The organism is Bacillus sp. IBL03825, from assembly GCF_024712505.1.
In the GTDB taxonomy this organism is placed as follows: Bacteria; Bacillota; Bacilli; order Bacillales; family Bacillaceae_G; genus Bacillus_A; species Bacillus_A wiedmannii.
On the sequence record NZ_JAMXKE010000001.1, the window covers coordinates 2,431,133 to 2,445,151 of the forward strand.

General features: G+C 32.3%; 11 protein-coding genes and 2 pseudogenes. 9 read left to right on the top strand and 4 right to left on the bottom strand.

Annotation, left to right across the window (positions count from 1 at the left end):
• The first annotated feature begins 101 nt into the window (after positions 1–101).
• From NHG49_RS12495 to NHG49_RS12505, 3 genes and pseudogenes are all read left to right on the top strand, one after another.
• Positions 102–1,145 (top strand): aspartate-semialdehyde dehydrogenase, encoded by a 1,044-nt coding sequence (locus NHG49_RS12495; RefSeq protein WP_103655330.1) that lies wholly within the window; start codon positions 102–104, stop codon positions 1,143–1,145.
• A 167-nt stretch (positions 1,146–1,312) separates the two neighbouring features.
• A complete protein-coding gene (locus tag NHG49_RS12500; RefSeq protein WP_098112021.1) occupies positions 1,313–2,419 on the top strand; it encodes a C45 family autoproteolytic acyltransferase/hydrolase in 1,107 nt (368 codons plus the stop codon).
• Between the two features lie 61 nt (positions 2,420–2,480).
• Positions 2,481–2,743 (top strand): annotated as a pseudogene (locus tag NHG49_RS12505) (hypothetical protein).
• A gap of 97 nt (positions 2,744–2,840) precedes the next feature.
• Here NHG49_RS12505 and NHG49_RS12510 read toward each other — a convergent pair.
• Entirely contained in the window at positions 2,841–3,743 is a 903-nt protein-coding gene (locus NHG49_RS12510; protein WP_098112022.1) for a LysR family transcriptional regulator, read from the bottom strand.
• Positions 3,744–4,006: 263 nt separating this feature from the next.
• Here NHG49_RS12510 and NHG49_RS12515 point away from each other — a divergent pair, with 263 nt between their 5' ends.
• The 4 genes from NHG49_RS12515 to NHG49_RS12530 all read left to right on the top strand — a co-directional run bounded on the left by NHG49_RS12515 (position 4,007) and on the right by NHG49_RS12530 (position 9,725).
• Positions 4,007–4,693, top strand: coding sequence for an MOSC domain-containing protein (locus NHG49_RS12515; RefSeq protein WP_088046635.1), 687 nt, complete (start codon positions 4,007–4,009; stop codon positions 4,691–4,693).
• 261 nt (positions 4,694–4,954) lie between these two features.
• The gene (locus NHG49_RS12520) at positions 4,955–5,839 is read left to right on the top strand and encodes a GNAT family N-acetyltransferase (protein ID WP_064474125.1); all 885 of its coding nucleotides are present in this window, start codon (positions 4,955–4,957) and stop codon (positions 5,837–5,839) included.
• A gap of 342 nt (positions 5,840–6,181) precedes the next feature.
• Entirely contained in the window at positions 6,182–7,936 is a 1,755-nt protein-coding gene (locus NHG49_RS12525) for an ABC transporter ATP-binding protein (RefSeq protein WP_088046636.1), read from the top strand.
• Positions 7,929–9,725: an ABC transporter ATP-binding protein gene (locus NHG49_RS12530; RefSeq protein WP_258126084.1), complete on the top strand. Its 1,797-nt coding sequence runs from the start codon at positions 7,929–7,931 to the stop codon at positions 9,723–9,725. The genes NHG49_RS12525 and NHG49_RS12530 overlap by 8 nt, the downstream gene beginning before the upstream one ends.
• A 276-nt stretch (positions 9,726–10,001) precedes the next feature.
• Here NHG49_RS12530 and NHG49_RS12535 read toward each other — a convergent pair whose 3' ends face one another.
• A complete protein-coding gene (locus NHG49_RS12535; RefSeq protein WP_064474128.1) occupies positions 10,002–10,787 on the bottom strand; it encodes a sulfotransferase family 2 domain-containing protein in 786 nt (261 codons plus the stop codon).
• A gap of 294 nt (positions 10,788–11,081) precedes the next feature.
• Positions 11,082–11,342, bottom strand: a pseudogene (locus NHG49_RS12540) (hypothetical protein).
• Positions 11,343–11,620: 278 nt separating this feature from the next.
• Here NHG49_RS12540 and NHG49_RS12545 point away from each other — a divergent pair.
• Entirely contained in the window at positions 11,621–12,358 is a 738-nt protein-coding gene (locus NHG49_RS12545) for an N-acetylmuramoyl-L-alanine amidase (RefSeq protein ID WP_064474129.1), read from the top strand.
• Positions 12,359–12,577: 219 nt separating this feature from the next.
• Here the strand turns inward: NHG49_RS12545 and NHG49_RS12550 are convergent, their stop codons facing one another.
• Positions 12,578–13,162, bottom strand: a complete 585-nt coding sequence (locus tag NHG49_RS12550) for a LysE family transporter (RefSeq protein ID WP_064474130.1) — start codon at positions 13,160–13,162, stop codon at positions 12,578–12,580.
• Between the two features lie 116 nt (positions 13,163–13,278).
• Here NHG49_RS12550 and NHG49_RS12555 point away from each other — a divergent pair, with 116 nt between their 5' ends.
• On the top strand, positions 13,279–13,836 hold the full coding sequence (locus NHG49_RS12555) for a helix-turn-helix domain-containing protein (protein ID WP_064474131.1): 558 nt from the start codon (positions 13,279–13,281) through the stop codon (positions 13,834–13,836).
• Positions 13,837–14,019: the final 183 nt, after the last annotated feature.

The following is a 14,019-nucleotide window of genomic DNA, read 5'->3' on the forward strand; positions in this document are numbered from 1 at the left end:
TGTGAATGATTATATCACGTATTTCAATTTTCCAAATGGTTAAATTCTTTATAAAATGAAATTGTAGAAATATTCATTTAAGTGATATTGGAGGAGAAAAGATGATCAAAAAGGGCTATCATGTAGCTGTAGTTGGGGCTACAGGTGCAGTCGGACAGAAAATTATTGAACTGTTAGAGAAAGAAACTCAATTTAATATAGTTGAAGTTACATTGCTTTCGTCAAAACGATCCGCTGGTAAAGTAGTGCGATTTAAAGGACGGGAGATAATAATAAAAGAGGCAAAAACAACTAGCTTTGAAGGTGTAGATATTGCCTTTTTTAGCGCTGGAGGAGAAGTTTCTAGACAATTTGTCAATCACGCAGTCTCTAGTGGTGCTATCGTAATTGACAACACGAGTGAATACCGAATGGTACATGATGTACCGCTCGTTGTTCCAGAAGTAAATGCGCACACTTTAAAGAAGCATAAAGGGATCATTGCAGTTCCGAATTGTTCAGCATTACAGATGGTGACGGCACTTCAGCCAATTCGAAAAGCATTCGGATTGGAACGAATTATTGTTTCCACATACCAAGCTGTATCAGGTTCAGGAATTCATGCGATTCAGGAATTAAAAGAACAGACTAAGTCAATGCTTGCAGGTGAAGAGGTTAAGGGTACGATATTACCTGTGAAAAAAGATAAAAAGCATTATCCAATTGCGTTTAATGTACTGCCTCAAGTAGATATATTTACAGATAATGATTTTACATTTGAAGAAGTAAAAATGATTCAAGAAACGAAGAAAATTTTAGAAGATCTCAATTTAAAAATGGCAGCTACTTGTGTGCGTGTTCCAGTTGTTTCAGGGCATTCAGAATCGGTTTATATTGAACTTGAAAAAGAAGCGACTGTTGCAGAAATAAGAGAAGTGTTGCTGGATGCACCAGGTGTTATACTGCAAGATAATCCTAGTGAACAGCTGTACCCAATGCCAGTATATGCAGAAGGGAAAATAGATACATTTGTCGGGAGAATTAGAAAAGACCCTGATACACCAAAAGGATTCCATCTTTGGATTGTTTCCGATAATTTATTAAAAGGGGCCGCTTGGAACTCGGTTCAAATTGCAGAAACGTTGGTGGAGGAAGGGATAATATAGTATAGGTAAACTAGGAGACTGTTAATGATTACAGTTTCCTAATTTTTATTTTAGAATTGTTTTCTTTATTCCAGCCAAATTTGATTTGAAAGACAGTAAAAAACATCAAGAATGAATAAAATCCTTTTAGTATGATATGGATATAATCAATGAGAGGGGGAAATATGATGTATGAAGTAAAGGGGTATTTTTCATCATTAAAAGGAAGTCATTATGATATTGGAAGGCAACAAGGAGAGTTTGTGAAAAGTCATCCGTATCTCATTCCACAATTTATACAACAAGAACATTTAGTATCAGATAATTATTGGACAGAATCTAGAAATATATTACATCAATATTGTCCTGGAATTAATGATGAAATTGAAGGTTTTTGTGAAGTGTTGAAAATTCCTGCTAGAAATATGATGTATTATTATCAAACACTATTAAAAGCAGGATGTAGTCATTGTGTCGTATTACCTAAAAAGACAGATTCAAAGCACACATATGTATTAAGAAATTATGATTTGTCACCAAAAATAGATGATATGCGTTTTTGCTCTACACATGTTGAAGGCGCGTATGCCCATAGTGGATTTTCTACTTTTTATTTTGGTCGAACTGAAGGTGTTAATGAGCATGGGTTAGCTGTTACATTTTCAGCATGTGGTCAACCAGTAGGGAGTATTGAAGGCTTACGAAAGCCGGTGTTAAATGGTTTACAATGTTTTGCGGTAATTCGAGTATTATTGGAGAAATGTAAAAATGTGCAGGAGGCGATATCACTAGTTGATGAAATGCCAATTGCAAGTAATATTAATCTAATTGTAGCAGATCCTTTAGACGCAGCGCGTATTGAAATATTTGACGGTTTTAAATCAATAACCACAATTGATGAGGAAAGCCATGATTTTATCGTATCAACAAACCATGCGATTAGTTTACCTATTCAAAAATTGAATAATAGAAGATTAGAACAATCTACAAACAGATATCACACATTGTATGAATATTTAAATCAAAATGAACTAGTGAGCATGAAGTCTTTAAAAGGATTAGTAGAAAAAGAGTATCCTACTGGGCTGACAGTACATAATTATGAAGAATGGTTTGGAACTTTGCATTCTGTCTTATTTGATTTGCATAACCGTACAATGAATATTTGCTTCGGATCTCCACTATTCAACGACTGGTACTCATTGAAAGTTGGAGAGAGCCTATCCTTTTCTAAGTTGAATGTGAAATTTAATAATAAAACGTATACTGACTTTTGGAAAGAAGAACGCTATTAATTGATTCAAGAAGAATAAATGAGATAAAATGGTAATAGTGTATATACGAGAGGGATTGCCATTGCTAAAAGTAATGTTACCGATTGTTCTTATCTTATTTGTTGTCGTTTCAATGTATATTACTTATGAAAAAAGAAAAAAGCAGGGGTAAAAGGATTGAAGAGTGCGTTACCTTCAATTTGTTTCTTTGCAATTGCGATTTTAAATTTCTTTGCATATTGGTTTAGCTTTGGCGGTATGTTTACTTGGTTGTTTTCAATCGTATTATTGCTAATTGGAGCATATTTCACGAAATATATTCCAATATCTAAAAAGGTACATTGAAATCTATATGAATCTTAATATGATGTTTTATTTTGAAAAGAGATTATTCTACTAGGTCGTTGTGAAGCGATTTTATAGGATAATCTCTTTTGTTCGTTTAGCTTTGTAAAGAACGTACTGTTCTATTTAGTTGCTCAATAAACTCTCGAGTTGCAGCACACATATATTTATCTTTTCTATATATAAGTCCAATTTCTATTGTTGGAGTAGGATTTTCTATTTTAATAGCTTGAATGTTTTTATTTTGTAAAAAGTCTATATACGGTTTTGGTAACACTGTAATTCCCATTCCTTTAGAAACCATTTGGATTAAAGATTCCATCGTACTAATTACTAAAATTGGTTTTGGTTTAAAATTGAATTTTTGACAATGAGATGTAATTAGTTCGGTTAAAAAGAAATTTTTAGGTAATAGAATTAAAGGGTAGTTCTGTAATTCAGCAATAGATACATGATTACGTTCAGCTAATCGATGACCGGTTGGTACGACTAATGTAAGTTCACTTTTGTATAGAGGGATAGAAATAATCTCCTTATCTTGCACCGGGAGAAATGTAATGCCAATATCAAGTTCGTTTTGTAATAATTTTTCGCGAATATCTCCTGTACGAAGCCCTAATACAGAGAGTTCTATATTAGGATATAATTGATTAAAATTTAAAATAGCGGGTGGTAGTAAATAATTTACGACGGTTAACAATGATCCTATTGTTAAGGAACCTTGTTGTAACCCGTTTAAATCTTGAATAGCAGAACGAGCTTGTTCGACTTCATGAAAAATGGTTTTACTATGTAATAATAAAATCCTTCCTGCATTAGTTAAAGATATTCTTTTACCAATGCGATCGAAAAGCGGCATTCCTACTTCATGTTCTAATGCACGTATTTGCTGACTTAGAGAAGGTTGTGAAATATTTAATTTCTCAGCTGCTTTTGTGAAATGCAATTCTTTTGAAACAGCTAAAAAATATTCAAGTTGTCGTAATTCGATTGGAATCACCTCAAGTTTAATGATAGGTTATACCTATCATTATTATATAAATAATTGGATTGAACAATGATTTTGTTGAGCTTATAATCACTTTATTAGAGAGGGATTGAAAAGTTTTTGAAGTAAGGATAGATAAGTATCGGAGCAAGGATATTTGAGTGGTTATTACATTTGCTGATCTTTTGTCATTTTAAATGAAAAATAGACAGAGAGTTTGAAAGTATAAATTAATCTATTGAAAAATTGTGGGGTAAGTAAGAGGAGCGATTAAGATGAATAAAGTATATGAGGTACTATCTTTAAACATAGGGTTACCAAAAGAGGTTACATACGGCGGAAAGGTAATTCATACAGGTATAAATAAGAATCAAGTAAGGGAACCAGTGTTTTTATCCTTTTTAAAATTTAATGGAGATGGGCAAGCGGACTTAGTTCATCATGGCGGAGTAGATAAAGCAGTTTGTGTGTATTCTGGAGAACATTATAGATACTGGGAAAAAGAGTTGAATGAAGACCTTGTATATGGAGCATTCGGAGAAAATATAACAATTAGTGGTCTGTGTGAAGAGGATGTTTGTATTGGTGATACATTTCAAATTGGAGAAGCGATTGTCCAAGTGACGCAACCAAGACAACCTTGTTTTAAATTAGCTAAGAAATACAATATTCCAAAGTTACCACTATATTTTCAAGAAACAGGATATACAGGATTTTATTTTCGCGTATTAAAAGAAGGATGGGTATCACCTACTGATACGTTAAAATTACTGAAGTCTGATCCAAAAGGTGTTACGGTAGCATTTGCTAATCGTATCATGCATAAAGAAAAACAAAATGTAGTAGGGCTAAAAAGGATTTTAGAAGTACAGGCGCTTTCTACGAGTTGGAGAAATACATTTGAAAGGCGAATGAGGGGAGAAGAAATTAACACGCAGGAGAGACTAGAAGGAAAAAAATAATAAAAAAATATTTTTTATAAATGGTGCATTTCTATTAGTAAAAACGACTTAGAAAGCACTATTTTTATATAACAAACTTATTAATATTCAAAAATCCTAATATTATTTTATTCGACTTATTTTCAAATAGTCAAAACATAAAATAAATTAGACTTTTTTTTTATATTTTATGATAGTATATTGATTGGTAAGACCTATTACTTTAAGAGTAGGTTCTACAACTACATCTAATTTGATGGAATTAACGTATGGAGGGACAACATGGGGAATGTTGAAAATTTTGAAAAACTTCTTTTAGAAGAACCGAAAAGAGAGCAGTTATTTCCTTTATTTGAAGAAGTGTTTGGGATTACAATTCAAACATTGAATGATTTTTCAGAGAGAGGTTATTGGGATGATACATACAAAGCTTTATCATTTTTACAAGAAGATAAAGCAATTGCAAATGTTGCGGCATTTTCGCTACCATTGCTAGTAAATGGTGAAAGAATAAATGCAGCGGGAATTCAATCGGTAATGACACACTCTAATTTTCGTAGACAAGGACTCATGACACAATTAATGAGTAAAATGATAGAAGAAATCGATAAGAAATGTGAATGTACTTTATTGTTTACGGAAATACCTGAACTATATGCATCATTTGGGTTTAAAGTTGTGCAGGAGTATTTGATGACTATTTCATATGATAAAAAGAATAATAATGATTCTTTACTTAGAAAGTTAGATTATTATATGGAAGAGGATAGAAAGTTAATACATGAAACTATTGATAGTAGCCAAAGACTTTCAAATAATTTTGCAACATTAAACTTCCACCCTTCGTTTTATTTGAATATGTATGACTCGGAATGGAATGAGAAATTGTATTATTCAGAGAAGCTAGATGCTCTTATTGTGTATGAAGTAGATAATGAAATGTTGAAATTATATGGAGTGTTTGCACCAGTACTTCCAGTTTTAGATGAAATATGCGAGGAAATCGCTGAAAGATTTACAGAAATCGAATTTTACTTCTCACCAGATCAATTAGGGATTGAGGATGTACAATTTACAGAATTACAGTCAAGTAAGTGTTTAATGGTTCGAAGTAATAAAGAGCTAGATTTTAAAGGATTTAAATTCCCAGTGTTAACGGAATTTTAAATGTTTATATAGATATTTTTGAGGGGGATACAAGTATACATACTATTAAAATAGGTCTATACATATGAAGTCCACTTGAAAAAATGAATTTGAGATTGAATTTTGCAAGCTAATAAATAAATAGAAAAACCGTATTCTTTCTATTTGAGAATACGGTTTTTCTATTTGCGTAATATAAAGCACATTTATTGACCGGAAAGTCATAAATGCTTATCATTTAATAATGTTAAATATTAATTTGCATAATATAATAGAAGTACTGGAAAACTCAAAATTATATAGCTTAAGTAAGGAGGGTATGAATTATTAAATGGTAATTTCATAGGAAAAAGGAGATGAAGTATGAAATCATTTCGCAAATTATTACATTATTTAAAACCATACATGTTCTTCGCTATTATTGGACCACTATTTATGGTACTTGAGGTTGCGATGGACTTAATTCAACCGACTATTATGCAACATATTATTGATGTTGGGATAGCAAATCGTGATTTGAATTATGTAATAAAAATGGGGCTTCTTATGATAGGAGCTGCAGCACTCGGTTTAGTTGGAGGACTTGGGTGTATGATGTATTCTACAAAAGCAGCTGTTAATTTCGCTACAGACATACGAAAAGATGTATTTGCGAAAATAGAAACATTTTCTAGTGAAAATCGTGATTCATTTGGAACTGGGAAATTATTAACGATTGTGACAAATGATATTACTTCTATTCAATCGGCGATGACGATGACATTACGTGTACTTGTTCGTGGTCCTTTGTTATTTATCGGAAGTATAATAATTGTTTTTGTAACAGCACGCGAGTTATTTCCTATATTACTTGTAGTTGTTCCAATTTTATTACTTGCGATTATATTCATTGCAAGTAAAGCGAGCGGGACGTTCAAAAAAGTGCAAGAAGCATTAGATAAAGTGAATACAAAGCTACAAGAAAATTTATCTGGAGTACGTGTTATTAAAGCGTATGTAAGACAAAAATATGAAATTACTCAGTTTGGAAATGTTAATACAAATTTAACGAAGATAAATATTCGAGCGGTGCAGCTTATTTCTTTAATGATGCCAATCATTATGTTAGTTGTAAGCGGTGGGATTGTCGCAACATTATGGATTGGTGGAGAAAAAGTATTTGATGGAACGCTTCAAGTAGGAGCTATTTTAGCGTTTATAAACTATTTGAATATTATTTTAATGTCACTTATGTCTATAAGTATGGTATTTATGCAAATCGCGCGAGCATTTCCATCTGCGGATCGTGTACAGCAAGTTTTAAATACTGAGGTTGATATTACGACGGAAACAAATGCAGTTGCACCTAATCAAATTGAGGGACAAATTGACTTTAAAAATGTTAGTTATAGTTACACGAAAAATAATGAATATGTTTTAAAAGATATTTCATTTAACATATGTAAAGGTGAAAAAGTAGGAATTATCGGTTCTACAGGAAGTGGTAAATCTACTTTAGCAAAACTGTTACCGCGTTTATACGATGTTGATCATGGGGAAGTATGCATTGATGGAATAAATGTTAGAGCATACGATTTACAAAAACTTCGTGCTTCAATCGGGTTTGTACCTCAAAAGGCATTATTGTTTTCAGGTAGCATAGAAGAGAACTTACGTTATGGTAAAGAAGATGCAACGAATGACGAACTGGAAGTAGCGGCTTCATCAGCTTGTGCGACTGAGTTTATTAACAAGTTGGAAGATTCATATCAATATCATTTAACACAAGGTGCGACGAATTTATCAGGTGGACAAAAACAACGTGTATCAATTGCAAGGGCACTTGTGAGAAAGCCATCCATTCTTATATTAGATGATTCTACATCAGCAGTTGATGCGAAATCAGAATCTAACATTCAATCGGCATTAAGAACAGAATATAAAGGAACAACAACATTATTAATCGCCTCTAAAATCTCATCTATAATAGATGCTGATAAAATTCTCGTTTTAGATAACGGTGAATTAGTTGGTGATGGTACACATGAAGAATTGTTAGAACAATGTGAGGTATATCAAGAAATCTATCTTTCCCAAGGTGGCAATTTACATAAAGAAGGTGGGAAAGAACATGCGTAATTTTCAAGGGCAATTTGCTAATAAAGGTGGACGTAAAGCCCCTAAGATGGGTAAAGCTAGAAATACTAAAGGAACAGTAATGCGAGTATGGAACTATATGGGGTATCAAAAGGCTGCTCTTACGTTCGTTATATTTTTAGTATTTGTTACGACGTTACTTGGATTATTAGGTCCTTATTTAATGGGAGTAATTATAGATCAATATATTGTACCGAAAGATTTAAGTGGAACTGCAAGAATGTGTATGTTACTTATCGCGATTTACGGTGTAACAGTATTGTTAACTTGGCTACAAACATTTGTCATGGTTAACGTTGCATTAAAAACAATACAAAAAATACGACAAGATATTTTTGAGAAAATCCAAACGCTTTCTTTACGGTTCTTTGATGTACGTTCTCAAGGGGATTTAATGAGCCGTGTTACAAATGATATAGATAATTTGAATCAAGCGTTGACACAAAGTGTTGTACAAATTATTTCATCAGCATTAACCTTTATAGGTGTAACGATTGCGATGTTCGCATTAGATTGGATTTTAGCAATTGTTACTTTAATTACAGTACCTATTATGTTTTTCGTTACAAAAAAACTAGTTACTTATAGTGGTAAAAACTTTGCAAAGCGTCAACGAGATTTAGGAGAATTAAATGGTTTTATTGAGGAAGCTATAACAGGAGCGGATGTTACAACGTTATATGGGAAAGAAAAAGAAACCGTACAAAATTTCAATAAAATTAATGAACAACTAAGAGTTTCAGCTACGAAGGCGGATACATTTTCAGCTTTTATTTTTCCAAGTATGAACTTTATAAATAACTTAGGTATGGGGCTTGTAATTGGGACTGGTTCAGTTATGGTTTTAAATGGAATGACAACAGTAGGTGTCATTGCGGCTTTTATTAATTATTCTCGTCAATTCTCAAGACCACTCAGTCAATTCGCAACTTTAATGAATACAATTCAAGCGGCAGTTGCTGGTGGAGAGCGTGTATTTGAAATTATGGATGAAGTACCGGAAATTCAAAATAAAAAAGATGCATGCATTGTACAAAATTTACAAGGGCATGTTGCACTCGAGAATGTTTCATTTGGTTATGAGGAAAATAAAACGATTTTAAAAGAAGTGAGTCTTAAGGCACAGCCAGGGGAGACAATTGCTTTAGTTGGTCCAACTGGATCGGGCAAAACAACAATCATTAATTTGCTAACTCGCTTTTACGATATACAACAAGGGCAAATTCATATCGATGGAAAAGATATAAAAGAGTATGATATGAATTCGTTGCGGAGTAAAATAGGGGTAGTTTTACAAGATACGTATTTATTTGCTGGGACAATTATGGATAATATCCGTTATGGTCGACTAGATGCTAGTGATGAAGAAGTAATCAATGCAGCTAAGGCAGCATCTGCACATTCTTTTATTAAACATTTACCGAATCAATATGAAACAAAAATTGCTTCAGAAGGATCGAATTTAAGTCAAGGACAAAAACAACTTCTTGCGATTGCGCGGGCGATTTTAGCAGATGCAGATATATTAATTCTTGATGAAGCGACATCTAATATTGATACGAGAACAGAATTACAAATACAAGAAGGACTAAACAATTTAATGAGAGGTCGAACAAGTTTCGTAATCGCTCATCGACTGAAAACGATTGAAAAAGCAGATCAAATCCTTGTTATAAAAGATGGAAGTGTTTTGGAAAGAGGGAATCATGAATCTCTTATGGAAGATAGAGGGTTTTACTTTGATTTGTATACGAGTCAGTTTAAAATTTAATAAAAACTTTAATATGATGCGGTTTCTCTAGGAAAGAGAAACCGTATTTTTATATTTGTAAACATTATTATCCAAATAGTTGTTCACTAAATGTTTTACCTGCGTATTCTTGCATCCAAGGTAAAACATGCGTAAGGTTATGAAAACACCTTTATGACCCCAATCGTTCACTTGTAATTTTTGGATGTAAAAATTGTTCCAAAAAAGTGTTGTATGAGGAAACTTAAATAGGTGAATTTAAGTTTCTCTATAATATATGAAACTACAATTAGAAAATCACTTATTTTTTAAAGGAGTTAATGGGTAATTGTACGTGCTAAAATCTTTATTAAAAATATCTTGTACTAATTGGATAGTTTCATAATCATAAAAACTATCGTATGTTGGGAGGCGTGGGAATAAAGGATCGGTAATATCAGCATCTGCAAAATCACCTCTAAAAATCGCTCTTTCCTTCTGATGATGCCATGATTTGGTTAGTATGTGTAAAGGAGAAGTTTTTAATTGATATGTTTGTTCTAAGTGCGCAATTTCAGTAGAGAAATTTTCAAGGTAGATATACTTCGTAACAAACTCCTCCTCAGCTGGTTCATATTGCTGCATTAAATGTGGATCTACTTGTTGTAAATCTTTCATTTGCGCTTTTAAATAGTAGAGAAAGATTTTAAATGAAATAGGCTTATTACAAAATTCATTACCATAATAAAAATTCCGAATAGGATTCCATGCTGGGTTTTCTATGTGAGGGGGGGCAATTAGTGAAAAGAATGAACTTACAGCTCTTGTATAGGGGTTTCTTACTAATTTATAGGAATCTTTTCCGTTTGTATATAAAGCCGCAGCTAGTTCAATAAAGTAGTCGGAGGAGTTTTTGTATATTTCATTTTCATAATTATGGATGAAGGAATCGTATTTTATGGCTTGTTTAAATAAATTTATTTGATAAAAAAACCAATGTGCAAGTGAAGTACAGCCACTTTTCTGACTCCAAAATAAAATCAAAGGGAAGTTAGAGTTAAAGTGCGGAACGCGTCCGTATTTAATAATATTTGCAAAATACATAGTTAGCCTCCATTCAGTTATGTCAATTATTTTTAATTTATGAATAAACAACTCGGCATATGAACAAGAGAAGAGGAGTAGAATAGATAATTTAATAACAATATAACTTTGAAATGAAAGCGTTATTTTATAGGGATATGAAAAGAGCACACAAAAAATGTGTACTCATAACAATCTAAATTATTTTAAGGACCATGATATATCATCAAGGGCTTTATAAATATAACTATACATGCGGTAAAAGAGATACTTTGGATTGTATTTTTGTTTCCAATTTATATTGATCACCTCTCGTTAGCAAAAACTAGCAGCTTCAGTGACAAATGGAAGTATTAATTTACGCGGAATTGTAATAATCTCAAGTGCCATCTGTGCTGAATAGAGAAGTATTGGAGTTAATTCTAAAGCGTGAGTTAATAATAATATAAAGCTTGTTAGGATTGCAAAGCTCCCCAAAAAGAAATTTTTTGAAGTGTTACGGAAATCTTTTATTTAGGAAAAGAAAGAAAAAAATACTGTAACAATGAGTATCAAAAATTTATATTGATCAGCCATTAAACCCCTTCTAAAGAACAGAAACTTATATTATAGCTTATTTTTGTGTATTAATATAAAAAGATTTTGAAATGAATAGTTTAAATACGTGAATGCCGCAACTTAAAAATATTAGTTGGGGTATTTATGAGATCTTTGTTTTAGAAAATAAATAATCTTGAATTAAAAATTTAAAAATAGATTAGTGCCCAAATTTTGTTTGCTGGAGATGTACAGGATATTTGACCGGACAATAAGACGAGCTTTGAATATAGTAATAAAAAAGGGGATGTTGAACAATGGCTAGATATAGTTTACATGCAGGTCACAATAGTATTGTACAGGGTGCGAATTATGGAAATCGGAAAGAACATATTATGGATCGCCAAGTGAAGGATGCAGTTGTTGCTAAATTAAGAGCATTGGGGCATACAGTGTATGATGATACTGATGAAGTAGGGACAACGCAAGCTCAAAATTTAAATAATATTGTATCAAAAACAAACTCACATGATGTAGATTTAGTAGTTTCATTTCACTTAAACTCATATGATACGAAAGCTAACGGTGTTGAAGTTTTGTACTATGACCAACAAGCTTTATCAGCAAAAATAGCAGCGCAACTTTCAAAAGATATTGGCTGGTCAAATCGTGGTGCAAAGGAACGAAAAGACCTTTATGTGTTATCGAATACGAAAGCACCTGCAATCTTAATTGAACTTGGATTTATTGATAATGAAGCAGATATGGCAAAATGGGATCCAGATAAGATTGCTAATTCAATTGTATATGCATTAACGGGGCAATCTGGTGGGACAACTCCGCCAGCCCAAAAAAATATCATTCAATCAGGAGCTTTTTCACCATATGAAACACCCGATGTAATGGGAGCATTAACGTCACTAAAAATGACAGCTAACTTCATCTTACAATCTGATGGTTTAACATATTTTATCTCTGAACCAACTTCAGATACGCAACTTAAAGGAATGACAGATTATCTTGATCGTAAAGGCTGGTGGTATGAAGTTAAGTAAAGATTTTAGTTTAGTGGAACAGAATATTTAAAAATCAATAGTCCGAAAAAGAGGATTACTTATAATGAGTAATCCTCTTTTAAAATTTTTATCTCGTATGAATAAGGTTAGATATAGGAGACGCCCGCCTTGAAAATTGATAAGTAATGCATGTAAGTGGGAAATTCATTGGGCATCTTAGCAATATTTTTAAAAAGAAAAGAAATTTAGAATTTGAATTTAAGTGATTACAATTGAAATAGCACTGAAAACTAATAAAACGGCCATAATGATGTTAAATGATTTAGTATGTTTCAATAAAAGTTTTTGGAACATGGAACCAAATAAGCTCCAACTAAATGTGCTCATTAACCCGACTACACCTAGAAATAATGAGGAAAGTAGAAAACTTGAATATGAATTATAGTAAGGGAGAATAAAAGTTGACACTACAGTCAGCCCGAATAGTATCCCTTTAGGATTGACAAATTGAAGAAAAATCCCCACTGTAAATAAGTTTTTATTATGTTTTTCATCGGGATCTGTACTAGTTTTACTAGTGAGTATTTTAAAAGCTAAATATAGCATGTATGCTACACCTAAAATTTTTAAAGGGAATTCGATTATGGGTAGGATATTAATTAGTACAATATTAAAGAAGCTACATAAGGAAGTGAGGATGAAAAACCCGAAAGCTACTCCAAAACAAAATTGCATACTCCTTTTTAAACCATGTTGATTGGCGTATGTCATAGCTAAAAAATTGTTAGGTCCGGGTGTGAAGCTACTTATAAAAACAAATAACAAAAAAGAAAATATAGGCATTTCAAAACCCCCTAAATATATAGTGTGTGTTATAATGACCGAAAAGAACAATATAACGTGCGCTTTTTATTATACATAACGGTCGTTATATTGTATATAGTGTAGGGGTGTTTCTTATGGAAGAAATTCAACTTATTTTAGCAAAAAATTTAAAAACAATACGTGAAAAAGAGAAAATGAGTTTAGAAAAGGTCTCTCAATTAACAGGTGTGAGTAAAACGATGATTGGACAAATTGAACGAGGAGAGTCAAGCCCAACATTAACAACGATATGGAAAATCGCTAATGGTTTGAAAGTGTCTTTTACTTCTTTAATCAATAATCCGCAACCAGATACGAAAGTTGTTTTACGAAATGATGTACAAGTATTATCAGAAGACAATGGGAGATATAAAGTGTATCCTTCCTTTCCTTTTCAAGATGATAGGAACTTTGAAATCTATACGGTTGAAATTGAAACAGAAGGAAAATTAAGTTCGGAAGGCCATAAAGAAGGGACCGAAGAATTTATTACGGTGTTTGAAGGGGAATTGACAATTGAAATAAATGATTGTCAATATAAATTAAATAGCGGGGATGCAATTCGCTTTAAGGCGGATAAATCGCACTCGTATTATAATTCCGGACGAACGCTAACTCGGTTAAGTATGACCATTTATTATCCAACTTCATAAACTTGCGATTACTTTAAGGATATAAAGAAATGTGTGTTGATAAACCATCTATAAGAGATGGTTTTATTTTATGAATTCATAAAAAAAAGACACTCGTTTGAGTGTCAACATAGTATTGCTCTCGCGTATAGGATTGGAGTAGGTTTATCAAATACATATTGAGATGGTTCGCAATTGATAAAC

Bases quoted from the DNA above. Each gene is read 5' to 3' on its own strand.
- NHG49_RS12500 (WP_098112021.1), top strand. From the start codon at position 1,313: ATGTATGAAGTAAAGGGGTATTTTTCATCATTAAAAGGAAGTCATTAT.
- NHG49_RS12495 (WP_103655330.1), top strand. From the start codon at position 102: ATGATCAAAAAGGGCTATCATGTAGCTGTAGTTGGGGCTACAGGTGCA.
- NHG49_RS12545 (WP_064474129.1), top strand. From the start codon at position 11,621: ATGGCTAGATATAGTTTACATGCAGGTCACAATAGTATTGTACAGGGT.
- NHG49_RS12520 (WP_064474125.1), top strand. From the start codon at position 4,955: ATGGGGAATGTTGAAAATTTTGAAAAACTTCTTTTAGAAGAACCGAAA.
- NHG49_RS12530 (WP_258126084.1), top strand. From the start codon at position 7,929: ATGCGTAATTTTCAAGGGCAATTTGCTAATAAAGGTGGACGTAAAGCC.
- NHG49_RS12515 (WP_088046635.1), top strand. From the start codon at position 4,007: ATGAATAAAGTATATGAGGTACTATCTTTAAACATAGGGTTACCAAAA.
- NHG49_RS12550 (WP_064474130.1), bottom strand. From the start codon at position 13,162: ATGCCTATATTTTCTTTTTTGTTATTTGTTTTTATAAGTAGCTTCACA.
- NHG49_RS12555 (WP_064474131.1), top strand. From the start codon at position 13,279: ATGGAAGAAATTCAACTTATTTTAGCAAAAAATTTAAAAACAATACGT.
- NHG49_RS12525 (WP_088046636.1), top strand. From the start codon at position 6,182: ATGAAATCATTTCGCAAATTATTACATTATTTAAAACCATACATGTTC.
- NHG49_RS12535 (WP_064474128.1), bottom strand. From the start codon at position 10,787: ATGTATTTTGCAAATATTATTAAATACGGACGCGTTCCGCACTTTAAC.